The organism is Streptomyces sp. NPDC059853 (genome assembly GCF_042731495.1).
GTDB lineage: Bacteria > Actinomycetota > Actinomycetes > Streptomycetales > Streptomycetaceae > Streptomyces.
In genome coordinates this window covers 1-23,685 of record NZ_JBHWJL010000051.1, presented here as the reverse complement: position 1 = coordinate 23,685, position 23,685 = coordinate 1, and the positions used below count along the sequence as shown (strand labels likewise).

The 23,685-nt window shown below is 72.1% G+C and carries 25 protein-coding genes and 4 tRNA genes; 22 read left to right on the top strand and 7 right to left on the bottom strand.

Annotation, left to right across the window (positions count from 1 at the left end):
- Window positions 1–83 precede the first annotated feature (83 nt).
- The 3 genes from ACFV5N_RS08470 to ACFV5N_RS08460 form a co-directional block, all read right to left on the bottom strand.
- Window positions 84–155 (bottom strand) — tRNA-Val (locus ACFV5N_RS08470).
- Between the two features lies 1 nt (window position 156).
- Window positions 157–227: transfer RNA gene (locus ACFV5N_RS08465), tRNA-Cys, on the bottom strand.
- A 22-nt stretch (window positions 228–249) separates the two neighbouring features.
- A tRNA-Gly gene (locus ACFV5N_RS08460) sits at window positions 250–322 on the bottom strand.
- Window positions 323–683: 361 nt separating this feature from the next.
- On the opposite strand from ACFV5N_RS08460, the gene ACFV5N_RS08455 reads away from it, so the two are divergent.
- From ACFV5N_RS08455 to ACFV5N_RS08445, 3 genes are read left to right on the top strand one after another with little or no spacing between them, the layout of a single operon-like run.
- The gene (locus ACFV5N_RS08455; RefSeq protein ID WP_385595839.1) at window positions 684–1,760 is read left to right on the top strand and encodes a chorismate-binding protein; all 1,077 of its coding nucleotides are present in this window, start codon (window positions 684–686) and stop codon (window positions 1,758–1,760) included.
- On the top strand, window positions 1,735–2,562 hold the full coding sequence (locus ACFV5N_RS08450) for an aminotransferase class IV (RefSeq protein ID WP_385595836.1): 828 nt from the start codon (window positions 1,735–1,737) through the stop codon (window positions 2,560–2,562). Before ACFV5N_RS08455 ends, ACFV5N_RS08450 begins: the two co-directional genes overlap by 26 nt.
- An 8-nt stretch (window positions 2,563–2,570) precedes the next feature.
- A complete protein-coding gene (locus ACFV5N_RS08445) occupies window positions 2,571–3,413 on the top strand; it encodes a GNAT family N-acetyltransferase (protein ID WP_385595833.1) in 843 nt (280 codons plus the stop codon).
- A gap of 35 nt (window positions 3,414–3,448) precedes the next feature.
- On the opposite strand, the gene ACFV5N_RS08440 is transcribed toward ACFV5N_RS08445, so the two are convergent.
- On the bottom strand, window positions 3,449–3,958 hold the full coding sequence (locus ACFV5N_RS08440; protein WP_385595830.1) for a DsbA family protein: 510 nt from the start codon (window positions 3,956–3,958) through the stop codon (window positions 3,449–3,451).
- Window positions 3,959–4,068: 110 nt separating this feature from the next.
- Here ACFV5N_RS08440 and ACFV5N_RS08435 point away from each other — a divergent pair, with 110 nt between their 5' ends.
- Complete coding sequence (locus ACFV5N_RS08435; RefSeq protein ID WP_385595827.1) at window positions 4,069–4,470, top strand: hypothetical protein; 402 nt, start codon at window positions 4,069–4,071, stop codon at window positions 4,468–4,470.
- A gap of 85 nt (window positions 4,471–4,555) precedes the next feature.
- On the top strand, window positions 4,556–4,768 hold the full coding sequence (locus ACFV5N_RS08430; RefSeq protein ID WP_385595849.1) for a hypothetical protein: 213 nt from the start codon (window positions 4,556–4,558) through the stop codon (window positions 4,766–4,768).
- A 22-nt stretch (window positions 4,769–4,790) separates the two neighbouring features.
- Here the strand turns inward: ACFV5N_RS08430 and ACFV5N_RS08425 are convergent, their stop codons facing one another.
- Window positions 4,791–5,363, bottom strand: a complete 573-nt coding sequence (locus ACFV5N_RS08425) for a CGNR zinc finger domain-containing protein (RefSeq protein ID WP_385595824.1) — start codon at window positions 5,361–5,363, stop codon at window positions 4,791–4,793.
- A 184-nt stretch (window positions 5,364–5,547) separates the two neighbouring features.
- Complete coding sequence (locus ACFV5N_RS08420; protein WP_019434794.1) at window positions 5,548–5,961, bottom strand: SsgA family sporulation/cell division regulator; 414 nt, start codon at window positions 5,959–5,961, stop codon at window positions 5,548–5,550.
- 338 nt (window positions 5,962–6,299) lie between these two features.
- Between ACFV5N_RS08420 and ACFV5N_RS08415 the strand changes: the two genes are divergently transcribed.
- The 3 genes from ACFV5N_RS08415 to ACFV5N_RS08405 all read left to right on the top strand — a co-directional run bounded on the left by ACFV5N_RS08415 (window position 6,300) and on the right by ACFV5N_RS08405 (window position 9,144).
- A tRNA-Val gene (locus ACFV5N_RS08415) sits at window positions 6,300–6,371 on the top strand.
- A 166-nt stretch (window positions 6,372–6,537) separates the two neighbouring features.
- Window positions 6,538–8,517, top strand: a complete 1,980-nt coding sequence (gene thrS, locus ACFV5N_RS08410) for a threonine--tRNA ligase (protein WP_385595821.1) — start codon at window positions 6,538–6,540, stop codon at window positions 8,515–8,517.
- Between the two features lie 63 nt (window positions 8,518–8,580).
- Window positions 8,581–9,144, top strand: coding sequence for an HIT family protein (locus ACFV5N_RS08405; protein WP_385595819.1), 564 nt, complete (start codon window positions 8,581–8,583; stop codon window positions 9,142–9,144).
- A 48-nt stretch (window positions 9,145–9,192) separates the two neighbouring features.
- On the opposite strand, the gene ACFV5N_RS08400 is transcribed toward ACFV5N_RS08405, so the two are convergent.
- Window positions 9,193–10,869 (bottom strand): hypothetical protein, encoded by a 1,677-nt coding sequence (locus ACFV5N_RS08400; RefSeq protein ID WP_385595816.1) that lies wholly within the window; start codon window positions 10,867–10,869, stop codon window positions 9,193–9,195.
- A 232-nt stretch (window positions 10,870–11,101) separates the two neighbouring features.
- Between ACFV5N_RS08400 and pgsA the strand changes: the two genes are divergently transcribed.
- The 14 genes from pgsA to ACFV5N_RS08330 all read left to right on the top strand — a co-directional run bounded on the left by pgsA (window position 11,102) and on the right by ACFV5N_RS08330 (window position 23,661).
- On the top strand, window positions 11,102–11,764 hold the full coding sequence (gene pgsA, locus ACFV5N_RS08395; RefSeq protein ID WP_385595813.1) for a phosphatidylinositol phosphate synthase: 663 nt from the start codon (window positions 11,102–11,104) through the stop codon (window positions 11,762–11,764).
- Window positions 11,761–12,693, top strand: coding sequence for a phosphatidylinositol mannoside acyltransferase (locus ACFV5N_RS08390; RefSeq protein ID WP_385595811.1), 933 nt, complete (start codon window positions 11,761–11,763; stop codon window positions 12,691–12,693). Before pgsA ends, ACFV5N_RS08390 begins: the two co-directional genes overlap by 4 nt.
- Window positions 12,690–13,886: a glycosyltransferase family 4 protein gene (locus ACFV5N_RS08385; protein ID WP_385595808.1), complete on the top strand. Its 1,197-nt coding sequence runs from the start codon at window positions 12,690–12,692 to the stop codon at window positions 13,884–13,886. The genes ACFV5N_RS08390 and ACFV5N_RS08385 overlap by 4 nt, the downstream gene beginning before the upstream one ends.
- Window positions 13,887–13,931: 45 nt before the next feature.
- The gene (locus ACFV5N_RS08380) at window positions 13,932–14,480 is read left to right on the top strand and encodes a hypothetical protein (protein ID WP_385595806.1); all 549 of its coding nucleotides are present in this window, start codon (window positions 13,932–13,934) and stop codon (window positions 14,478–14,480) included.
- 152 nt (window positions 14,481–14,632) lie between these two features.
- A complete protein-coding gene (gene pdxS / locus ACFV5N_RS08375) occupies window positions 14,633–15,547 on the top strand; it encodes a pyridoxal 5'-phosphate synthase lyase subunit PdxS (protein WP_385595803.1) in 915 nt (304 codons plus the stop codon).
- Window positions 15,548–15,554: 7 nt separating this feature from the next.
- Window positions 15,555–16,172: a pyridoxal 5'-phosphate synthase glutaminase subunit PdxT gene (gene pdxT / locus ACFV5N_RS08370; protein WP_385595800.1), complete on the top strand. Its 618-nt coding sequence runs from the start codon at window positions 15,555–15,557 to the stop codon at window positions 16,170–16,172.
- Window positions 16,173–16,232: 60 nt separating this feature from the next.
- Complete coding sequence (locus tag ACFV5N_RS08365) at window positions 16,233–16,985, top strand: YebC/PmpR family DNA-binding transcriptional regulator (protein WP_385595797.1); 753 nt, start codon at window positions 16,233–16,235, stop codon at window positions 16,983–16,985.
- 83 nt (window positions 16,986–17,068) lie between these two features.
- Entirely contained in the window at window positions 17,069–17,635 is a 567-nt protein-coding gene (gene ruvC / locus ACFV5N_RS08360; protein WP_385595795.1) for a crossover junction endodeoxyribonuclease RuvC, read from the top strand.
- On the top strand, window positions 17,632–18,258 hold the full coding sequence (gene ruvA / locus ACFV5N_RS08355) for a Holliday junction branch migration protein RuvA (protein ID WP_385595790.1): 627 nt from the start codon (window positions 17,632–17,634) through the stop codon (window positions 18,256–18,258). Before ruvC ends, ruvA begins: the two co-directional genes overlap by 4 nt.
- A gap of 17 nt (window positions 18,259–18,275) precedes the next feature.
- Window positions 18,276–19,346 (top strand): Holliday junction branch migration DNA helicase RuvB, encoded by a 1,071-nt coding sequence (ruvB, locus tag ACFV5N_RS08350; protein ID WP_019434781.1) that lies wholly within the window; start codon window positions 18,276–18,278, stop codon window positions 19,344–19,346.
- Between the two features lie 161 nt (window positions 19,347–19,507).
- Window positions 19,508–19,975, top strand: a complete 468-nt coding sequence (gene yajC / locus ACFV5N_RS08345; RefSeq protein WP_385595786.1) for a preprotein translocase subunit YajC — start codon at window positions 19,508–19,510, stop codon at window positions 19,973–19,975.
- 209 nt (window positions 19,976–20,184) lie between these two features.
- Window positions 20,185–21,942, top strand: a complete 1,758-nt coding sequence (gene secD / locus ACFV5N_RS08340) for a protein translocase subunit SecD (RefSeq protein WP_385595783.1) — start codon at window positions 20,185–20,187, stop codon at window positions 21,940–21,942.
- A gap of 1 nt (window position 21,943) precedes the next feature.
- On the top strand, window positions 21,944–23,095 hold the full coding sequence (gene secF, locus ACFV5N_RS08335) for a protein translocase subunit SecF (protein WP_385595780.1): 1,152 nt from the start codon (window positions 21,944–21,946) through the stop codon (window positions 23,093–23,095).
- Between the two features lie 5 nt (window positions 23,096–23,100).
- Entirely contained in the window at window positions 23,101–23,661 is a 561-nt protein-coding gene (locus ACFV5N_RS08330) for an adenine phosphoribosyltransferase (protein ID WP_385595778.1), read from the top strand.
- The last annotated feature ends 24 nt before the right edge of the window (window positions 23,662–23,685 follow it).

Here is a 23,685-nt window from a genome sequence, read left to right as displayed (position 1 = left end):
GATTGAACCAGTGACCTCTTCCGTGTCAGGGAAGCGCTCTCCCGCTGAGCTAATCGCGCGGGGTGGATCCGTGACGGATCCCGTGGACGATACTGGGATTGAACCAGTGACCTCTTCCGTGTCAGGGAAGCGCTCTCCCGCTGAGCTAATCGTCCGAGGTGGAGACGGGATTTGAACCCGTGTAGACGGCTTTGCAGGCCGTTGCCTCGCCTCTCGGCCACTCCACCGGAGGGGGCCAGGCCCCCTTCGAGCGGACGACGAGACTCGAACTCGCGACATCCACCTTGGCAAGGTGGTGCTCTACCAACTGAGCTACGTCCGCAGTGTGTATCACCACCCGGTCGCTTCCGCTCCCCGGTGACGTCATGAACTCTAGCGGATCCGCGGGCCAGCTCAAACTCGGTACACCCCGTATCCCCGCCCCTGGGCCGGGTCTGACACATCCCGCCTGGCCCGCGTCGCTCCCCCGGCCTGGCGGCTGGGAGGTGCCCCCAGGCACGGCACCTCACTGCACTTCGCTTCGCTTCGCTTCGTCTCTGCTCCATGGAGAGACCTGGGAAGCAGAGCTGTCGAGACGCCCGAGTAGCCCACTACGAGGGCGCCCCTCCGCCTTGCGATGCACCGCACCGGACGACGCGGGCCTGACCGGCGCTATGTGTCGGACCCGGCCTAGACTCGCACATGTGCACGACTTCGCTCCGCTTGCCCGGCTCGGCGGGTATCTGGCCACCGACCTGCTGGATGTCACCAGCGACCCCGCCGCACTGGACTCCACCGGCTGGTGGGCGGTGGTCGCCGACTACGAGGGCGGAGTGCGGTGCGCCCGGTTCGGCCGGGTCCGCCCGGCCCCCGCCCCCACCGCCGGGACCGGCCGCTGGCGGGGCCCCGGCCCGGGCGACTGGCACAGCTCCCTGGACCGCGACGCCTACACCGCCGCCGTCCGCCGCATCCGGGAGCACATCGCGGCCGGCGAGGTCTACCAGGCCAACCTCTGCCGCGTCCTCACCGCTCCGCTGCCCGACCCCGCCGCCTGCGACATCGACGCCCTCACCGGCCTGCTGGCCCGCGGCAACCCCGCCCCGTACGCCGGCACCGTACGGCTGCCCGCCCACGGCGTGGAGATCGCCACCGCGTCCCCCGAGCTGTACCTGCGCCGCCACGGCCGCACCGTCGAGTCGGGACCCATCAAGGGCACGGGCCGCACCACCGCCGATCTGCTGCCGAAGGACCACGCCGAGAACGTGATGATCGTGGACCTGGTCCGCAACGACCTCGGCCGGGTCTGCGCCACCGGCAGCGTCACCGTCCCCGAGCTGTGCGTCACCGAGGCACACCCCGGACTCGTCCACCTCGTCTCCACCGTGCGCGGCGAACTCGCCCCCGGCACCGGCTGGGGCCCGCTGCTGGCGGCCACCTTCCCGCCCGGCTCGGTCACCGGCGCCCCCAAGCCGAGCGCCCTGAGGATCATCGCGGGCCTGGAGCGCGCCCCGCGCGGCCCCTACTGCGGCGGCATCGGCTGGGTCGACGCCGACCGCGGCACCGGCGAGCTGGCGGTGGGCATCCGCACCTTCTGGACCGACCGCACCACCGGCCGCCCCCTGCTGCGCTTCGGCACCGGCGCCGGCATCACCTGGGGATCCGACCCGGACCGCGAATGGGCGGAGACCGAACTCAAGGCCGAACGCCTGCTCACGGTAGCGTCGGGCATCACGCACGAGACAGGAGAACGACACCATGGCGCTGATCTGGCTGGACGGTGAGCTGCGGGACGCCGACAGTGCGAAGGTCTCCGTCTTCGACCACGGACTCACGGTCGGCGACGGAGTCTTCGAGACGCTGAAGACCGAGAACGGCCGCCCCTTCGCGATGAGCCGTCACCTCGACCGGCTCGCGACCTCGGCCGCCGGACTCGGCCTGCCCGCACCCGACCGCGACGAGGTGCGCCGCGCCTGCCAGGCGGTCATGGAGAACACCGAACCGGTGCCCTTCGGCCGGCTGCGCATCACCTACACCGGCGGCCGTTCCCCGCTGGCCTCCGACCGCGGCGACGCCCCGCCCACCCTGATGATCGCCCACGCCCCCACCCCGCGCCGGCCCGACACCACCGCGGTCATCACCGTCCCCTGGACCCGCAACGAACGCGGCGCGCTGGCCGGGCTCAAGTCCACCTCCTACGCCGAGAACGTCATCGCACTGGCCCGCGCCCACCAGCAGGCCGCCTCCGAGGCACTGTTCGCCAACACCACCGGCGCGCTGTGCGAGGGCACCGGCACCAATGTGTTCGTGGTCCTCGACGGCGAACTCCACACCCCGCCGCTGGCGGCCGGCTGCCTGGCCGGGATCACCCGCGCCCTGGTCATCGAGTGGAGCGGCGCCCGGGAGACCGACCTGCCGATGGACGTGCTGCACCGCGCCGACGAGGTCTTCCTCACCTCCTCCACCCGCGACGTCCAGGCCGTGCGCCGCGTCGACGACCGCGAACTGCCGGGCGCGCCGGGGCCGGTGACCGCCGAGGCCCTGCGGGTCTTCCGGGCCCGCTCCGCCGCTGACATCGACCCCTGAGGAGCGCGATGACCACCACCGTGCGCCCCACCGGGCCAGAGGAAGCCCTCGGCCGGGGCGGCCGGAGCCGCGCCTTCGCCATACGCGACAACTCCCGGGCCGTCGGCGGCCTGCGGCTGACCCGCGTCCCCGGATCCGGTCCGGGCACCGGCCGCATCGAGGAGCTGGAGATCGCGCCGGCCGACCGGCGGCGCGGCCGGGCCACGGTGGCCGCGCTGGCGGCCGAGGAGATCCTGCGCGGCTGGGGCTGTGTCCGGGTGGAGGCGGACGTACCGGCCGAAGCCACCGCCGCGCGGGGCCTGTTCACCGCGCTCGGCTACACCGGGCGCAGCCGCTGGCTGACCAAGCGGCCGCGGCCGCCGGTGCCCGCCCTGCCCGAGGGCAGCGCGGTGCGGGCGATGGGGGAGCGGGACTACGCGGGGTGGCGGGCGGCCGAGCGGGCCCGGCTGGCTGCCGAGCGGCGGGAGCGGGGGGCGGCCGCCGCGGAGGCCGACGCCCACGCCGAAGCGGTGCTCACCGCCCGGCTGCCCGCCGGTCACCGCACCGAGGGTGTGGCGCTGCGGGTGCTCAGCCACCACGGCACCGATGTCGGGACGCTGTGGCTCGCCCTGGCCCCGGGCCGGCTGCCGTACGGCACGGACGGTTACGTGGTCCACGCCGGGGTGGCCGCGGAGTACCGCGGGCGGGGCCACGGCCGCGCCCTGCTGGCGGAGGCCGAGCGGCTCACCCACGCCGCCGGAGGCACGCTGCTGGGCCTGAGCGTGGACGCGGACAACCTCCCCGCCGGCCGGCTCTGTGAAGGGCTCGGGTACCGGCCGGTGGCCGAGCGGCTGGGCAAGACGCTGCACTGAGCGGCCCGCCCCGGCGCCCGGGGTACGGCCGGGGCTCAGGCGGTGGCCGGCGCGGCCTCGACGATGTCGATGATCCGCTCCAGCAGCCCGTCCTGGCTCTGCCCGCCGTCGAGGCGCTGCCCGGCGATCACGTAGGTGGGGGTGCCGTGCACCCCCAGCGCCTGGCCCTCGGCCTGGTCGGCGTCCACGGCCAGCAGATGACGGCCGTCGATGAGCGCGGTGGCGATCTCCTCGGGGTCCACGCCGGTGGCCCGCGCGACCTCGGCGAGCACGGGCTCGCCCCGGTCGCGCAGCTCGGCGGTGCGCTCCAGCAGTGCCGCGCAGTACGCCTCGCCCCGGCCCTGCGCGTATGCCTCCTCGGCGGCCTGGGCGGCGGCCATGGCGTGCGCGTTCTTGGCGAGGGGGAAGTGCCGGCGCCGGATCTCCAGCCGGTCGCCGAAGCGGTCGCGCAGGGCCCGCAGATCGCTCTCGGCGCGGTGACAGTCGGGGCACTGGAGATCGCACCACACGTCGAGCACGACGGTGCGGCCGGTTGCTTCGCTCATGCCGCCCAGTCTCCCAGCAGGCCCGCCGTTCCCGGCCGCTACCCCGATTTGTCCCTGATCCCACCGCTCGCTCCTTGGCCTCCCGGAGCCGGGGCAGGCAGGATGGAGGAATGCTGATAGGGACTTTCTGCGCGCTGCTGTCCGCCGCCGGCCTGGGAGTGGCCTTCCTGGTGGCCAAGCGCCGCCGTTACGCGACCGCGCTGCGGGTGGCCGCCTTCGCGCTGCTGCCGGTGGGGCTCGCCATGACGGGTGTGGTCCGGTTCGTGCTGAACATGACCTTCAACCCGGTGGCGTGGGCGGGTCTGGGGGTGGTGGGGCTCGCGGTGCTGCTCTTCCTGAGCGCGGGCCTGGCGGACGGCCGCCGGGGCGGCGGCGCGGGGCGGGCGGCGTCGGGGGCGGCGGAGCCGGCGGCGCTCCCGGCCAAGCGCGGCGGTGGCACGCCCGCGGGCGCCGGTGGCGGTGCGGACGACTTCTCGGACATCGAGGCCATCCTGAAGAAGCACGGCATATGACCGGACCCTCGAAATAGCGAATCCCCGCTCAGATGAGGTGTGTTGAGCGCGGCGGGGCCCGCCGCTGGGTCATGATCGCCGCGACATGGCGCACTTCACCGGGGAGCAGCACGCTCCCGATCCCCCGATGCGGCCCGACGCGGCCGCACATCCCGTTCCCGTTCCCGTTCCCGACCCCGGTGATCCGGAGGCGAGGGGCTGTCTGTTCGCCCTCTCCCAGCCCCCGCTGATCCTGTTCCTCACCGTGATCGGCACGCTGCTGCTCGTCGCGGGGGTGTATGACCGGTTCTGGCTGTAGACGGCGCGCCTGCCGGGGCGGATCAGCCGGTGTGAGCGGCCGAGCGCCGCTGCCGGGCCCGGTAGGCGGCCACATGGAGCCGGTTCCCACAGGTCCGGCTGTCGCAGTAGCGGCGTGAGCGGTTGCGGGACAGATCCACGAAGGCGCGCCGGCAGTCCGGCGCGTCGCAGCGTCGCAGCCGCTCCCTCTCCCCGGCGACCAGGAAGAAGGCCAGGGCCATGCCGCAGTCCGCCGACAGGTGGTCGGCGATCGAGGCGCCCGGGGCGAAGTAGTGGACGTGCCAGTCGTGGCCGTCGTGATCGGTGAGCTGCGGGGTGGTGCCGGCCTCCGCGACCATCGCGTTGATCAGCTCGGCGGCCTCCCGGTCGCTCTCGGCGGCGAACAGCCGGGCGAAGAGTTCCCGGGTGGCGCGCATGTCCGCCACGTCCTGCTCGCCGAGGGCCCCCACCTGGACCCCGCTGAGATTGTGGCTCTCGACGAAGTCGCGCAGCTGCTCGACCGTGGTCATCCCGTCGGGGGAGCCGTCGCCGAGGGAGGTGTTCAGCAGGTCCACGGTGGCGGAGAGCGCGCATCGGGTGTCGTGACTGATCAGCAAACCGGCTCCCGGTGCGGTCAGGGGCGGTGGCCGCCCGCCCTGGGGTGGCGTTCCTGCCTTGGACTCTAGCCGCTTCCGCACACGACAGCGCCGCCGCGTGTTCCGCGACGGCGCTGTGCGCTGGGTCGGCGCCGGTCCCGCGCCGTCGCCCCGAGTCGGACGGTGCGGAGAACCGGCGGGTCCTTCAGCTCTCGGCCAGGATGTGGGAGAGCTCGGTGTCGAGGTCGAAATGCCGGTGCTCGGTGCCGGGCGGTACCGCGGCATCGGTGCGCTTCAGGAAGGTTTCCAGGGCCCGGGCGGGGGCCTCCAGCAGTGCTTCGCCCTCCGGGGAACTGAGTGCGATGCACACGACGCCCTGTCCGTGACTCCGGGAGGGCCACACCCGGACGTCTCCGGTGCCGGTGGGCCGGTGCAGCCCCTCGGCGAGGAGATCGCGGGCGAATACCCATTCGACGGTTTCTTCGGCTCCGGTGTGAAATGTGGCGTGTACGGCGTAGGGGTCCGCCGTGTCATACCGCAGCCCCGCGGGTACAGGCAGTGAAGACTCGCTCGATACAACGAGGCGCAGGTGCAGCTCGCAGCTGACCGTGGTGTTCATAAGCGCCAGGGCCTTTCGCTCAGTGTGCGCTCGGGGATTCGCACGTCGGCGAATTCGACATGCCACGTACGCGCCGGTTGTAAACCCCTCTGTCCTATTTGCGATGCTTGACATCATTCGAATGGTCGAGTGCCATTTTGTGCTCAGTCGACTACAGAGGGCGCCACCGATGTCAACGCGGAGTGCGCCATCCGGTGACGCCGCCCGCGGCGTGCCCGCGCCGGCCCGCCCGGGGGTGAGCGGCCGGGCGCCGGCCGGGAGTTCATTTGGTTCTGAGCCGCTGACCTGTGTATGGTTCTTCTCGTGCCGAGGGGAACAGCCCCGAAAGCACCGGCCCAGGGCGATTAGCTCAGCGGGAGAGCGCTTCGTTCACACCGAAGAGGTCACTGGTTCGATCCCAGTATCGCCCACGCCCTGGGAAGGCCGGTCCGTCAAGGACCGGCCTTCTTGCGTTGGTTGGCCCGGTACCCGCCGCCCCGCCCCACGACCGTTTCGCGGCCGGGCCGCGCCGCTCGGTACCATGCGAAACCGCAGCGAGCGCTGCGAGCGAGCAGCCGCCAACGTCAGGAGAGACCGGTGTCAGACGTCCGTGTGATCATCCAACGCGATTCCGAGCGGGAAGAGCGCGTGGTGACCACGGGCACCACGGCCGCCGCGCTCTTCGAGGGCCAGCGTTCCATCGTGGCCGCCCGGATCGGCGGTGAGCTGCGCGATCTCACCCATCCGCTCGCCGAGGGCGACGAGATCGAGCCGGTCGAGCTGAGCAGCACCGACGGCCTGAACATCCTGCGGCACTCCACCGCCCACGTCCTCGCCCAGGCCGTGCAGGACCTGTTCCCCGAGGCCAAGCTCGGGATCGGTCCGCCCATCAAGGACGGTTTCTACTACGACTTCGACGTCGAGCAGCCGTTCCACCCCGAGGACCTGAGCCGCATCGAGAAGCGCATGCAGCAGATCCAGAAGCAGGGCCAGCGCTTCGCCCGCCGGGTCGTCACCGACGAGGAGGCGCGCGCCGAACTCGCCGCCGAGCCGTACAAGATCGAGCTGATCGGCCTCAAGGGCTCCGCCGCCGACGCCGCCGAAGGGGCCTCCGCCGAGGTCGGCGCGGGCGAGCTGACCATCTACGACAACCTCGACCCCAAGACCGGCGACCTGTGCTGGAAGGACCTGTGCCGCGGCCCCCACCTGCCCAGCACCCGGCTCATCCCGGCCTTCAAGCTCATGCGCTCGGCCGCCGCCTACTGGCGGGGCAGCGAGCGCAACCCGCAGCTCCAGCGCATCTACGGCACCGCCTGGCCCACCAAGGACGAACTCAAGGCCCACCTGGAGTTCCTGGCCGAGGCCGAGAAGCGCGACCACCGGCGGCTCGGCGCCGAACTCGACCTCTTCTCCATCCCCGAGGAACTGGGCTCCGGGCTCGCCGTCTTCCACCCCAAGGGCGGGGTCATCCGCAAGGTGATGGAGGACTACTCGCGGCGCCGGCACGAGGAGGCCGCGTACGAGTTCGTCAACACCCCGCACATCACCAAGGCCAAGCTGTTCGAGACCTCCGGGCATCTGCCGAACTACGCCGAGTCGATGTTCCCGCCCATGGAGTTCGAGGGGCAGGACTATTACCTCAAGGCCATGAACTGCCCGATGCACAATCTCATCTTCCGGGCCCGCGGGCGGTCCTACCGGGAATTGCCGCTGCGGCTGTTCGAGTTCGGCACGGTATACCGTTTCGAGAAGTCCGGAGTGGTGCACGGGCTCACCCGCGCCCGGGGATTCACCCAGGACGATTCCCACATTTACTGCACCACCGAGCAGATGCCGGATGAACTCGACAATCTGCTCACATTCGTGCTGAATCTGCTGCGCGACTACGGCCTCAACGACTTCTATCTGGAACTCTCCACCCGGGACGACTCCGACAAGTTCATCGGGGAGCCCGAGGAGTGGGAGGAAGCCACCGAGACGCTCCGCCAGGCCGCCGGCAAGCAGGGCCTGGAACTGGTCATGGACCCGGGCGGCGCCGCCTACTACGGCCCCAAGATCTCCGTCCAGGCCAAGGACGCCATCGGCAGGACCTGGCAGATGTCCACCATCCAGGTCGACTTCCAGCAGCCCAAGCGCTTCAACCTCGAATACACCGCCGCCGACGGCTCCCGGCAGCGGCCCGTCATGATCCACCGGGCGCTCTTCGGCTCCATCGAGCGCTTCTTCGCCGTCCTGCTGGAGCACTACGCGGGCGTCTTCCCCCCGTGGCTGGCCCCGGTCCAGGCGATCGGCATCCCGGTGGGCGACTCCCACGTCCCCTATCTGGAGGAGTTCGCCGCCGAGGCCAAGGGCCACGGGCTGCGCTTCGAGGTCGACTCCTCCTCCGACCGGATGCAGAAGAAGATCCGCAACGCCCAGAAGGCCAAGATCCCCTTCATGGTGATCGCCGGCGACGACGACGTCGCCCACGGCGCGGTCAGCTTCCGCTACCGCGACGGCTCCCAGAAGAACGGCATCCCGCGCGCCGAGGCGCTGCGCGAGATCGCCGAGGCCGTCGCCACCCGCGCCCAGGTCTGAGCCGCCGCGGGCCCACCGGCCGGCCGAGGGCGGCACCCGCCCGCCGGCCGGCCGGTACGGCCTATGCTGACCGCCATGAACAGCGAGCCGGAGCAGCAGATCGGGGTGGGAACGCCGGACGCGTTCCAGCGACTGTGGACCCCCCACCGTATGGCCTACATCCAGGGCGAGGGCAAGCCGCACGGGAACGGCGCGGATGACGGCTGTCCGTTCTGCGTCATCCCCGGCAAGAGCGACGAGGACGGGCTGGTCATCGCCCGCGGCGAGCAGGTGTACGCCGTCCTCAACCTCTACCCGTACAACGGCGGCCATCTGCTGGTGGTGCCCTACCGCCACGTCGCCGACTACACGGAGCTGACCGAGGCGGAGACCGCCGAACTCGCCCTGCTCACCAAGCGCGCGATGACCGCGATCCGCACCGCCTCCGGCGCGCACGGCTTCAACATCGGGATGAACCAGGGCAGCGCGGCCGGCGCCGGCATCGCCCCGCATCTCCACCAGCACGTGGTGCCCCGCTGGGGCGGCGACGCCAACTTCATGCCGGTCGTCGGCCACACCAAGGTGCTGCCGCAACTGCTCGCCGACACCCGGCGGATGCTCGCCGCCGCCTGGCCCGCGGACGACTGACCGGCGCCCGGCCCCGGCCGGAGACGGCGGGGCCGGGCACGGCGTGCCTCACATGTTGTACTCGTCGGCCTTCCGGGGCTCCGCCGCCTGCACGGCGCCGCCGAGCGCCTGGGAGCGGCCCTCGAACTTGCTGATGTCCACGCCGTTCTCGTCCAGGACCTTGAACGCCGCCGCGTGCGCCACCCGCAGCACCGGGGTGGCCGCGCGCAGCGCGTCGTCCGCCATGAAGCGGTGCCGCCACGGCTTGCCCGCCCAGGTGTGCCGCAGCCCGAACGGCTCGGGCAGCGCGATCGTCCCGCCGTAGGTGTCGAGCTTGGCCGGGAACCAGGTCAGCGGGGCGCGGGCGGCGAGCCGGACCACTTCCTTGGCGTCCACCAGCGGCAGCGGCACCTTCTTCGTCTTCCAGAACTTGACCGGATCGCGGATCTCCTTGGTCTTCCCCGAAGGACCCTGGCGGAAGAACCCGTGGATCGGGCCCAGCGCGTGCCCGGTCACCTCGATCCGCAGCGTGTGGTGCAGCACCGTCACCGAGATCATCATGCTCAGCACCAGCTCGCCGTCCCAGAGCACGAACTGCACCCCGACGTAGTGCCGGTCACCGCTGTCGAACTGCTGCTCGTTGCAGATCCGCTGCACCTCGATGTTGCCGATGCTGTACGAGTCGGCGGTGTCACCGCTGGGCCGGCTGATCTCCCCGGCGCCCTCGCCGACATGGCGCACGATCCAGTGCTTGACCGACGGAGTGGGGAAACCCCCGGTGTGCAGCGGCCCGCGCTCCAGCATCCGCAGCTGGTCGTGGATGGCGCGCGCCACGTCCCAGGCCCGGAACGGGTCGATCTCCCGCGTCGGGTCCTTGGGCACCAGCTCCTCGGCCAGCTGCCAGCTGCCCCACCGCACCCCCATGCCGAGAATGCCCTGAGGGCCCGCGTAGTGCACGATGTTGCTGTGCTGCTCGGCGGCCAGCTTCGCGAGACCCACCCGCAGCCGCTCGGCCTCCTTGTCGTTCGGGTTCTGCGGCACCGCCTCCGGGATCATCGCCCCCGAGCCGCCGCCGCCCGCCAGATCCGCCCAGTGCGCGCGCAGGTTCTTCGCGGTCCGCTCGGAGATCTGCTTCGCCCAGTACCAGCCGATGATGGGCGCCGGGAGCATGCTCCACACGTACAGCCGGATCGGCCCGCCCAGCGGCACCCGGATCACCAGCAGCGCGATCAGCGCCGCGATCGCCACCAGGGTCAGGGTGCCCAGGAACCCCGCCTGCCGGCCCTGCGAGCCGGCGAAGGTGCGGCGCAGCTGGAACAGCCCGAGCCATATCAGCACGCCCGGCAGGAACAGCACGCCGAAGATCCCCATGATCACGGTCAGCCGGCGGTCCCGCTGCTTGCGGATGCGCTTGGCGGCCAGCGCGTGCTCCACCACCGTCTGCGGGTCGGCCCCGAAGGACTGCACCAGCGGTTTGCGCCCGTCGGCCAGCATCCGGGTTTCCACGGCGCGGGTGAACGCCTCGCCCAGATTGGGCTCCAGCAGGGTGAACTTGCCCTTCTTCACCGAGGCCGCGTCGTTCGGCTCCTTGATGGCCTCGGGGGGATCGTCGCGGTAGGCGACCGACGCCAGCGCCTGGCTCATGCCCGAGTGGCCGGTGCCCGCGCCGGACAGCGGCACCTGGGCCCCCGGCCCGAAGTCGAAATCAATGCCCGCCGCGTTGCGCAGATCGTCCAGCGCCGACATCGCAAACCCCCAGTCCTTCGCTCCAGCCGCCCGGGTGGCCCGTTCCCCGTCGTGAGGAGCGGCACACCTGCGCGCCGGGGCCAGCCTAGCGGCGGCGGCCCGTCCGCCGGGGCCACGACGGCGATTTGCGGCCCATGGGGACGCGGGGCCCTTGACACCCGGCGGCGTGACTACGATGGGGCGGCCGGTGGCCGTCCGTCCATCCGGCCCGTCAGCGACCCCTGGGAAGGTCATGCTCAACAAGTACGCGCGTGCGTTCTTCACGCGTGTCCTCACGCCGTTCGCCGCGCTGCTGCTGCGGCTGCGGGTCAGTCCGGACGCGGTGACCTGCGTCGGTACCGCCGGAGTGATGGCGGGAGCACTGGCCTTCTACCCGCGCGGCGAGTTCTTCTGGGGCACCGTCGTCATCACGCTGTTCGTCTTCTCCGACCTGGTCGACGGCAACATGGCCCGCCAGCTGGGCACCTCCAGCCGCTGGGGCGCGTTCCTCGACTCCACCCTGGACCGGGTCGCCGACGCCGCGATCTTCTCCGCGCTCGCCCTGTGGTACGCGGGCAACGGCGACGACCTGCTGCTGTGCGCGGTGGCCCTGGTCTGCCTCGCCAGCGGCCAGGTCGTCTCGTACACCAAGGCCAGGGGCGAGAGCATCGGGCTGCCGGTCAAGGTCAACGGCCTGGTGGAGCGCGCCGAACGGCTGACCATCACCCTGGTGCTGGCCGGCCTCGCCGGCTTCGAGCGGACCTTCTCCGTCCCGCACATCGGGGTGCTGCTGCCCATCGCCCTGTGGGTGGTCGCCGCCGGCTCGCTGGTCACCATCGTCCAGCGGGTGATCACCGTGCGCCGCGAGGCGGCCGAGGCCGACGCGGCGGACGCCGCACGGAACGGAGCGGCATGAGACAACGGCTGAGCGACGCCCTGTACGGCCTGGGCTGGGCCACGGTCAAGCGGCTGCCCGAACCGGCCGCCATGGCGCTGGGCCGCCGGGTCGCCGACACCGCCTGGCGCCGCCGCGGCCCGGCGGTGCGCCGCCTGGAGGCCAACTACGCGCGCGTGGTCCCGGACGCCTCCCCGGAGCGGCTGCGGGAGCTGTCCCGGGCCGGGATGCGCTCCTATCTGCGGTACTGGATCGAGTCCTTCCGGCTGCCGGTGTGGGACGAGGCGCGCATAAGGAACTGCTTCCATGTGGCCGACTTCCACCTGGTCAAGGAAGCCCTCGCCCAGGGCCGCGGCGTGGTGCTCGCCCTGCCGCACTCCGGCAACTGGGACGTGGCCGGCGCCTGGCTGGTGACCGAGCTGCGCATACCGCTCACCACGGTCGCCGAGCGGCTCAAGCCGGAGACGCTCTACGACCGCTTCGTCGCCTACCGCGAGGGCCTGGGCATGGAGGTGGTGCCGCACACCGGCGGCTCGGCCTTCGGCATACTGTCCCGCCGGCTGCGCAAGGGCGGGGTGGTGGCGCTGGTGGCCGACCGCGACCTGTCCTCCTCCGGGGTGGAGGTCACCTTCTTCGGCGAGCGCACCCGGATGCCGGCCGGTCCGGCGCTGCTCGCCCAGCAGACCGGGGCCGTCCTCTTCCCGGTCGAGCTGTGGTACGACGAGACCACGGTGATAAAGGGCCGCGTCCACCCCGCGGTCGATCCGCCCGCCGAGGGCACCCGGGCCGAGAAGACCACCGCCATGACCCAGCAGCTGGCCGACACGTTCGCCGAGGGCATCGCCCGGCACCCGCACGACTGGCACATGCTCCAGCGGCTGTGGCTGTCCGACCTCGAACCGCGTCCCGGTGAGCCGGGCGCCGCACCCCGCAAGGAGCGCGCGGCATGAGAATCGGCATCGTCTGCCCCTACTCGTGGGACGTACCCGGCGGGGTGCAGTTCCACATCCGTGATCTCGCCGAGCACCTGATCCGCCAGGGCCACCAGGTGTCCGTGCTGGCCCCCGCCGACGAGGACACCGCGCTGCCCCCGTACGCGGTGGCCGCCGGTCGCGCCATCCCCGTGCCGTACAACGGCTCGGTGGCCCGGCTCAACTTCGGTTTCCTGTCCGCCGCCCGGGTCCGGCGCTGGGTCCACGACGGCGACTTCGACGTGCTGCACGTCCACGAGCCGGCCGCGCCCTCGCTCGCGCTGCTCACCTGCTGGGCCGCCAAGGGCCCGATCGTGGCCACGTTCCACACCTCCAACCCGCGCTCGCGGGCGATGGCCACGGCCTATCCGATCCTCCAGCCCGCCCTGGAGAAGATCAGCGCCCGGATCGCGGTCAGCGAGTACGCCCGCCGCACCCTGGTCGAGCACCTGGGCGGCGACGCCGTGGTGATCCCGAACGGCGTGGACGTCGGGTTCTTCGCGGACGCCGAGCCCAAGGCGGAGTGGCAGGGGCAGACCATTGGCTTCATCGGCCGGATCGACGAGCCCCGCAAGGGGCTCCCCGTCCTGATGCGGGCGCTGCCCCGCATCCTCGCCGAGCGGCCCGGCACCCGGCTGCTGGTGGCCGGGCGCGGCGACGAGAAGGAGGCGGTGGCCTCGCTGCCCGAGGCGATGCGCGGGCGGGTGGAGTTCCTCGGCATGGTGAGCGACGAGGACAAGGCCCGGCTGCTGCGCAGCGTGGATGTGTACATCGCGCCCAACACCGGCGGCGAGAGCTTCGGCATCATCCTGGTGGAGGCGCTCTCCGCCGGGGCGCCGGTGCTGGCCAGCGATCTGGACGCGTTCGCCCAGGTGCTGGACGGCGGCGCGGCCGGTGAGCTGTTCCCCAACGAGGACGCGGACGCCCTGGCCGCCGCCACGGTGGCGCTGCTGGACGACCCCGGGCGGCGCGCGGAACTGCGCGCGTACGGCAGCCGGCACGTGCGGCGCTTCGACTGGTCGACGGTGGGCAACGACATCCTGGCCGTCTACGAGACGGTCACCGCGGGAGCCGGTGCGGTGGCCCCCGACGACCGGGTGGGCCTGCTGGGCCGGCTCGGCCTGAGCCGCGAGGCCCGGGAGACGAGAGACGCGAAGGGCGCCGGGGAGTAGTCCCCTGGGGCGGCGGGCGGCCGTGGCCCGATAGGGTGACCGGCCGTGACCCTTCTCAGTTGGCCTCTGTGGATCGCTGTCGCGCTGGTGCTGATCGGCGGGTATCTCAGCTGGACGGCGGGGCGGCTCGACCGGCTGCACGCCCGGATCGACGCGGCCCGGGCCGCCCTCGACGCCCAGCTGCTGCGCCGTGCCTCCATCGCGCAGGAACTGGCCACCTCCGGCATCTTCGACCCCGCCGCCTCCATGGTGCTCAACCAGGCCGCGCACGCCGCCCGGCAGGCGGAGGACGAGCACCGCGAGGTCGCCGAGAGCGAGCTGAGCCAGGCGCTGCGGGCGGTGCTGGGGGAGAGCGCCCAGGTGGCGGCGGTGCGCGAGGCGCCCGGGGGCGAGGAGACCACGCGGGAGCTGGTGGCCGCGGTGCGCCGGGTGCCGATGGCCCGGCGGTTCCACAACGACGCGGTGCGGGCGGCCCGGGCGCTGCGCCGGCACCGTACGGTGCGCTGGTTCCGGCTGGCCGGGCACGCGCCGTTCCCGCTGGCGTTCGAGATGGACGACGAGCCGCCGGCCGGGCTGTCCGCGGCAGGCCACTGAGCGCGAATTGGCCCTTGCCGCCGCGGGAGCCGGCGGGTGTCATCGCATGCGGCGGCCCGGTCGGCCGCCGGGGCACGGGCCATGCGTGGTCGGCGCCCGCCCGGGCCTACCATGGTCATGTCGCACTATTAACTGCCGAGTGAGGTCAATTCGTGTCCAGCACGTCCCCCAGCACCCCTCAGACGCCCGAGACCGGCACCGCCCGCGTCAAGCGCGGCATGGCCGAGCAGCTCAAGGGCGGCGTGATCATGGACGTCGTCACCCCCGAGCAGGCGAAGATCGCCGAGGACGCCGGCGCCGTCGCCGTCATGGCCCTGGAGCGGGTCCCGGCCGACATCCGCAAGGACGGCGGCGTGGCCCGCATGTCCGACCCCGACATGATCGACGGCATCATCGAGGCCGTCTCCATCCCCGTGATGGCCAAGTCCCGCATCGGCCACCTCGTGGAGGCCCAGGTCCTCCAGGCGCTGGGCGTCGACTACATCGACGAGTCCGAGGTCCTGACCCCGGCCGACGAGATCAACCACACCGACAAGTGGTCCTTCACCACGCCCTTCGTCTGCGGCGCCACCAACCTGGGCGAGGCCCTGCGCCGGATCGCCGAGGGCGCCGCCATGATCCGCTCCAAGGGCGAGGCCGGCACCGGCAACGTCGTGGAGGCGGTCCGCCACATGCGGCAGATCAAGGGCGACATCGGCCGGCTGCGCGCCCTGGACAACCACGAGCTGTACGCCGCCGCCAAGGAGCTGCGCGCCCCCTACGAGCTGGTCCGCGAGGTCGCCGAGCTGGGCAAGCTCCCCGTGGTGCTGTTCTCCGCCGGTGGCGTCGCCACCCCCGCCGACGCCGCGCTGATGCGCCAGCTGGGCGCCGAGGGCGTCTTCGTCGGCTCCGGCATCTTCAAGTCCGGAGACCCGGCCCAGCGCGCCGCCGCCATCGTCAAGGCCACCACCTTCTACGACGACCCCAAGGTCATCGCGGAGGTCTCGCGCGGCCTGGGCGAGGCCATGGTCGGCATCAACATCGACACCCTGCCCGACACCGAGCGCTACGCAGGGCGTGGCTGGTAATCCCGCGATGACTGCGACCCCCTCCCCGAGCACGCCCGCCGCCCCGGTGGTGGGCGTGCTCGCCCTCCAGGGCGACGTCCGCGAGCACCTGGCCGCGCTCACCGCCGTCGGCGCCGAGGCCCGCCCCGTGCGCCGCCCGGAAGAACTCGACGCTGTGCACGGCCTGGTCCTGCCGGGCGGCGAGTCCACCACCATCTCCAAGCTGGCCGCCGCCTTCGGCCTGCTGGAGCCGCTGCGCGCCCGGGTACGGGACGGGCTGCCCGTCTACGGCTCCTGCGCGGGCATGATCATGCTCGCCGACAAGATCCTCGACCCGCGCTCCGGCCAGGAGACCATCGGCGGCATCGACATGATCGTGCGGCGCAACGCCTTCGGCCGGCAGAACGAGTCGTTCGAGGCCGCCGTCGACCTCGACGGCGTGCACGGCGGCCCGGTGCACGGTGTGTTCATCCGCGCGCCCTGGGTGGAGTCGCTGGGCGCGGGCGCCACCGCTCTGGCCCGCCACGAGGGGCACCCGGTCGCCGTCCGGCAGGGAAACCTGCTGGCCACGGCGTTCCATCCGGAGCTGACCGGCGATCACCGGGTGCACGCGCTGTTCACCGAGATGGTGCGGCGGGCGGATTGAGCCACGGACGGTAGGATCTCGGCACTGGTTTCTGTTGGTGACATCTGAAGGAGCAAGGCTGTGTCCGGCCACTCTAAGTGGGCTACCACCAAGCACAAGAAGGCCGTGATCGATGCCAAGCGCGGCAAGCTCTTCGCCAAGCTGATCAAGAACATCGAGGTCGCGGCCCGGACCGGCGGCGCCGACCTGGACGGCAACCCCACGCTGTACGACGCCGTCCAGAAGGCCAAGAAGAACTCCGTCCCCAACACCAACATCGACCGTGCGGTCAAGCGCGGCGCCGGTCTTGAGGCCGGCGGCGCCGACTATCAGACGATCATGTACGAGGGATACGGTCCCAACGGTGTCGCGGTGCTCATCGAGTGCCTCACCGACAACCGCAACCGGGCCGCCTCCGACGTGCGCGTCGCCATGACCCGCAACGGCGGCTCGATGGCCGACCCCGGCTCGGTGTCCTACCTGTTCAACCGCAAGGGCGTCATCATCGTGCCCAAGGCGGACCGCAGCGAGGACGACGTGCTGGACGCCGTGCTGGACGCCGGCGCCGAGGAGGTCAACGACCTCGGCGAGTCCTTCGAGGTGGTCAGCGAGGCCACCGACCTGGTCGCGGTGCGCACCGCCCTCCAGGAGGCCGGGATCGACTACGACTCGGCGGACGCCAGCTTCCTCCCCACCATGCAGGTGGAACTGGACGAGGACGGCGCCCGCAAGATCTTCAAGCTGATCGACGCCCTGGAGGACAGCGACGACGTGCAGAACGTCTTCGCCAACTTCGACGTCCCCGACGAGATCATGGCGAAGGTCGGGGCCTGACGCCCGCTCACCCTCCTTGTCGGTGCCGCCCGATAGCCTTCGGACGGACGTGCTGATCACGGCGCGGGGAGCGAGGGAGTGCGGTGCGGGTATTGGGTGTGGACCCGGGGCTGACCCGCTGCGGGGTCGGCGTGGTGGACGGCGTCGTCGGGCGTCCGCTGCGGATGGTGGCGGTGGGCGTGGTCCGTACCCCCGCCGAACAGGACACCCCCGAGCGGCTGGTGCTCATCGAGCGCGGTATCGACGCGTGGCTCGATGAGCACCGCCCCGAGGCGGTCGCCGTCGAACGGGTCTTCAGCCAGCACAACGTCCGGACCGTGATGGGCACCGCCCAGGCCAGCGCCGTGGCGATGCTGTGCGCCGCCCGGCGCGGACTGCCGGTCGCCCTGCACACCCCCAGCGAGGTCAAGGCGGCCGTCACCGGCACAGGACGGGCCGACAAGGCCCAGGTCGGCGCCATGGTCACCCGGCTGCTGCGGCTGCCGGCCCCGCCCACACCGGCCGACGCCGCCGACGCCCTCGCCCTGGCCATCTGTCACATCTGGCGCGGCGCCGCCCAGCAGCGGCTGGCACGGGCCACCGCCGCTGCCGCCCCCGGCGCGCGGCGCTCCGCGCCCGTACGAGTTGCGAAGGGCACCATCGAACCGTGATCGCCTTTGTCTCAGGTCCCGTCGCCGCGCTCGCCCCCGACGCCGCCGTGCTGGAGGTCGGCGGCGTCGGCATGGCCGTGCAGTGCACCCCCGGCACCCTGGCCGGCCTGCGGGTGGGGGAGCCTGCCCGGCTGGCCACCTCCCTCGTCGTCCGTGAGGACTCCCTCACCCTCTACGGGTTCGCCGACGACGACGAGCGGCAGGTCTTCGAACTGCTCCAGACGGCCTCCGGCGTCGGCCCCCGCCTCGCCCAGGCCATGCTCGCCGTGCACAGCCCCGACGGCCTGCGCCGGGCCATCGCCTCCCGGGACGAGAAAGCCCTGACCGCCGTCCCCGGCATCGGCAAGAAGGGGGCGCAGAAACTCCTCCTCGAACTGAAGGACAGACTCGGCGAGCCCGCCGGTGGTCCGCGGCGCCCCGCCGTCCCCGCCCCGGCCGGGCCGCCCGAGTGGCGCGAGCAGCTGATGACCGCGCTCACCGGCCTCGGCTACGCCCCCCGGGAGGCCGAGGAGGCCATCGGGGCCATCGCCCCGCAGGCCGAGGCGGTCGCCGCCGACGGTGCGCCCGTCCCGGTGCCCCGGCTGCTGCGCGCCGCCCTGCAGACCCTCAACCGCGCCCGCTGAGGACGAGGAGACCCCCGATGACCTGGGAAGAACAGCCACCGCAGGACACCGGCCGGCTGGTGGGGGCCACCGCCGAGGGCGAGGAGCTGGCCGCCGAGGCCGCGCTGCGCCCCAAGGACCTGGCGGAGTTCGTCGGCCAGCCCAAGGTCCGCGAGCAGCTCGATCTGGTGCTGCGGGCGGCCCGCGCCCGGGGCGGCACCGCCGATCACGTGCTGCTCTCCGGCGCCCCCGGGCTGGGCAAGACCACCCTGTCCATGATCATCGCCGCCGAGATGGGCGCCCCGATCCGCATCACCTCCGGGCCCGCCATCCAGCACGCCGGTGATCTGGCCGCGATCCTCTCCTCGCTCGCCGAGGGCGAGGTCCTCTTCCTCGACGAGATCCACCGGATGTCCCGGCCCGCCGAGGAAATGCTCTACATGGCCATGGAGGACTTCCGCGTCGACGTCATCGTCGGCAAGGGCCCCGGCGCCACCGCCATCCCGCTGGAACTGCCGCCCTTCACCCTGGTCGGCGCCACCACCCGGGCCGGTCTGCTGCCGCCCCCGCTGCGCGACCGCTTCGGCTTCACCGGCCACATGGAGTTCTACGCGCCCGCCGAGCTGGAACGGGTCATCCACCGCTCGGCCCGGCTGCTGGACGTCACCGTCAGCGACGGCGGCGCCGCCGAGATCGCCGGCCGCTCGCGCGGCACCCCCCGCATCGCCAACCGGCTGCTGCGCCGGGTGCGCGACTACGCCCAGGTCAGAGGGGACGGCGTGGTCACCGAGGAGGCCGCGGCCCGGGCGCTCACCGTCTTCGAGGTGGACGACCGCGGCCTCGACCGGCTGGACCGTTCCGTCCTGGAGGCGCTGCTGAAGCTGTTCGGCGGCGGTCCGGTGGGCCTGTCCACGCTGGCGGTCGCGGTGGGGGAGGAGCGGGAGACCGTGGAGGAGGTCGCCGAGCCGTTCCTGGTACGCGAGGGGCTGCTGGCCCGCACCCCCAGGGGCCGGGTCGCGACCCCCGCGGCCTGGGCGCATCTCGGACTCACGCCCCCGCCGGGCACCCCGGCGGCCGGAGGGGCACAAGAAGGCTTGTTCGAGTCGTGACCGGAGCCGCTTACCCTGGAACGGAACTCCGATAGCATCCGAGACGTTGTTCCCCAGGCGCAGCCTCGTTAGACTCCGCCGACGTCATCCGACCCGGACGGCGCTCCTGCCCCCCGAATACATGGCCGCGTCAGCGGTTATACGAAGGAATTCCCTCCACCGTGGATATCGCGTTTCTCTTCCCCTTCATTCTTCTCATCGGCGTCATGTTCCTGATGACGCGGTCGGCCAAGAACCGGCAGCGTCAGGCCATGGAAATGCGCGACTCGATGGAGCCCGGCACCGGCGTGCGGACCATCGGCGGGATGTACGCCGAGGTCAAGGAGGTCCGCGAGGACACCGTCCTGCTGGAGCTCGCCCCGGGTGTGCACGCCCTCTTCGCCAAGAACGCGATCGGGGCCGTGCTGGACGCCGACGAGTACGAGCGGATCATCAACGGTGAGTCGCCCTACGACGACGAGGACGCCCCGGTCGTTCCGGACGACGCCTCCTCGCTGACCGAGGGCTCCGACGCCGGCGACGACGACCGGGTCGAGCTGGGCAGGAAGGACTCCGCCGAGGCCGCCGCCGAGGGCGAGACCAAGAACGAGGACTCCGCGCGGGACGGGGAGAACGGCTCCAAGTCCTGAGCTGCCGGTGCCGCCCGCCCCGCCGGGGCGTGGCCGCGCCGGTCCGCCCGTCCATCACCCCGTCCGTCCGCGTGGCCGGCACCGGGCGCGGGTCGTAGGCAGAGAGAGACGAGAAGGTGGCGACACCGAAGAACGACTTCCGGTCCCCCAGGAAGCGGGACCTGTCCGGAGGTCAGGGGAAGCCGTGGCGCCCCCTGTTTCTGATCCTGATGATCGCAGTGGGGCTGACCGGGGCGATGTTCGCCTCCGGGCACACCACACCGCGGCTGGGCATCGACCTGGCCGGGGGGACCAGCATCACACTCTCGGCGACGACGGACGAGAAGAACCAGTCCGCCATCAACCCGACCAATCTGAACACCGCCGTCTCGATCATCGAGCGCCGGGTCAACGGCCTGGGTGTCCAGGAGGCCGAGGTTCAGACCCAGGGCGACCGGAACATCATCGTCAACATCCCCAAGGGCACCGACAGCGAGCAGGCGCGGGAGCAGGTCGGCACCACCGCCGAGCTGGGCTTCCGGCCGGTTCTCTCGGTCGAGTCCGGGATGCCGCTGCCCGACGACCCGGCCGACAACGGCACCGGCGACGGTGAGGCCGCCGACGGGACCGAGGAGGGCGAAGCTCCGGCGGACGACGGCGCCGACAGCGGGGACGACGGCGCGAGCGGCGAGGAGGGCGACACTTCCGACGCGGGCGACCAGGGCGAGGGCACCACGGACCAGAGCCTGGCGCCGTCCGGCAGTGGCGCGGCCACCGCCACCACCGCCTCCTTCCGCACGGACGACGCCGCCACCGACGACGCGGCGACCGACGAGGACACCACCGACCCGGAGCAGGAGCAGGCCCAGCAGGAGGCCGCCGATCTCCAGTCGCGGCTGGCCGCGCTCGACTGCTCCACCGACGAGTCCCGGGCCGCCGCCCGCGAGGCGGCCGCGCAGGCGGACACCGACCAGCCCATCGTGTCCTGCGACACCGACGGCATCTGGAAGTACGCGCTCGGCCCGGTCGCCGTCCCCGGCACCGGGGTCAGCAGCGCCAACGCGGTCTACGAGACCCAGCGCGGCCAGGGCTGGATCGTCCAGATGGAGTTCACCAACTCCGGCGCCGACCTCTTCGCCGACGTCACCGGTGAGCTGGCCGCCCTGCCCGCCCCGCAGAACCAGTTCGCGATCGTGCTGGACGGCGAGACCGTCTCCGCCCCCAGCGTCAACCAGCGGCTGTCCGGCGGCAACGCCGAGATCTCCGGCACCTTCGACCAGGAGAGCGCCGAGAACCTGGCCAACGTCCTCAAGTTCGGCGCGCTGCCGCTGACCTTCGAGGAGTCCAGCGTCACCACCGTCTCGCCCATGCTGGGCGGCGAGCAGCTGCGGGCCGGCCTCATCGCCGGTGGCATCGGCCTCGTGCTCGTGGTGCTCTACATGCTGGTCTACTACCGGGGCCTGTCGCTCATCGCGCTCGCCTCGCTGGTGGTCTCCGGCGCGCTCACCTACTCGATCATGGCGCTGCTCGGCCCGGCCATCGGCTTCGCGCTGAACCTGCCGGCCGTCTGCGGTGCGATCGTCGCCATCGGTATCACCGCCGACTCCTTCATCGTCTACTTCGAACGCATAAGGGACGAGATCCGGGAGGGCCGCACCCTGCGCACCGCCGTGGAACGCGGCTGGCCGCGCGCCCGGCGCACCATCCTGGTCTCCGACTTCGTGTCGTTCCTGGCCGCCGCGGTGCTCTTCGTGGTGTCGGTCGGCAAGGTGCAGGGCTTCGCCTTCACCCTGGGCCTGACCACGGCCCTGGACGTGGTGGTGGTGTTCCTGTTCACCAAGCCGGTCATGACGATCCTGGCCCGCAAGAAGTTCTTCGCCGCCGGGCATCCCTGGTCCGGACTCGACCCCAAGCGCCTGGGTGTCCAACCACCGTTGCGGCGCGCCCGCCGGCCGGTGACCGTTCCCAGCGACCCGAAGGAGGCGTGAGATGTCACGGCTCGGTGATCTCGGCGCCCGGCTCTACCGGGGCGAAGCCGGCTACGACTTCGTCGCCAAACGGCGGCTGTGGTACGGCGTCTCCATCCTCATCACCATCCTGGCCTTCGCCGGGCTCGGCATCCGCGGCCTGCACATGGGCGTGGAGTTCGAGGGCGGCGCGGTCTTCACCACGGAGGCCACCGACGTCAGCCTGGAGCGGGCCAGGGAGGTGGCCGAGGAGGCGTCCGGCAGCCAGGCCCTGGTCCAGTCCCTCGGCAACGACGGCTCGCTGCGGATCCAGGTCTCCGGCCTGGACACCGAACAGTCCAACATCACCCGCGAAGCGCTCGCGGAGGAACTGGGCATCCCCGCCCAGGACCTGAACGCCGAACTGGTCGGCCCCAGCTGGGGCTCCCAGATCGCCAACAAGGCGTGGCAGGGCCTGGCCATCTTCATGGTGCTGGTGGTCATCTACCTCGCCATCGCCTTCGAGTGGCGGATGGCCGCGGCGGCGCTGATCGCCCTCATCCACGACCTCACCATCACCGTCGGGGTGTACGCCTTGGTGGGCTTCGAGGTCACCCCGGGCACCGTGATCGGTCTGCTGACTATCCTCGGCTACTCGCTGTACGACACGGTGGTGGTCTTCGACGGTCTGAAGGAGACCACGAAGAACTACCCCAAGCAGAGCACCTACACCTACGGCGAGCTGGCCAACCGTTCGCTGAACGGCACCCTGGTGCGGTCGATCAACACCTCGGTGGTCGCGCTGCTGCCGGTGGCCGCGCTGCTGTTCATCGGTGGCGGGGTGCTCGGCGGCGGCATGCTCAACGACATCGCGCTGTCGCTGTTCGTGGGGCTGACCGCCGGTGCCTACTCCTCCATCATCATCGCCACCCCGCTGGTCGCCGACTTCAAGATGCGTGAGCCCGCCGTCAGGGCGCACGACAAGAAGATCCTGGCCAAGCGGGCGAAGCGGGAGGCGGAGGAGACCGAGGGGAACGAGGCCGCCGACAGCGGGTCCGACGACCCCGCGGACGCCGCGGGCGCCGAGGGGGAGGGCCCGGAGGAGGCCGCCGCGGCCGGCTCCGTGGTGGGCCCGCGCCGGCAGCCGGTCTCCCGCAACCGGGGCCGCAACCGCCCGTCCGGAAAGCGGCGGTGACCGGGATGACCTCCGTGCCCCGCGACGCCGCCGGACTGCGCGAGCTGCTGCTGGAGCGGATCCGCGATGTCCCGGACCACCCCCGGCGCGGTGTGGTCTTCAAGGACATCACCCCGCTGCTCGCCGACCCGGTGGCCTTCGGCGCCCTCACCGACGCGCTGGCGAAGACGGCCACCGCCACCGGCGCCACCAAGGTGGTGGGCCTGGAGGCCCGCGGCTTCATCCTGGCCGCACCGGTGGCCCTGCGCGCGGGCATCGGGTTCATCCCGGCCCGCAAGGCGGGCAAGCTCCCCGGCGCCACCCTCGCGCAGGCCTACGACCTTGAGTACGGCAGCGCGGAGATGGAGATCCACGCGGAGGACCTCACCGCGGAGGACCGGGTGCTCGTGGTCGACGACGTGCTGGCCACCGGCGGTACCGCCGAGGCGGCGGTGCGGCTGATCCGCCGGGCCGGCGCCCAGGTGGCCGGGCTCAGCGTCCTGCTGGAGCTGTCCTTCCTGGACGGCCGCGACCGGGTGGTCGCCGCACTGGACGACGCCCCGTACGAGGCGCTCATCACGCTCTGAGCACACCGGGTGGCGCCCCGCCAC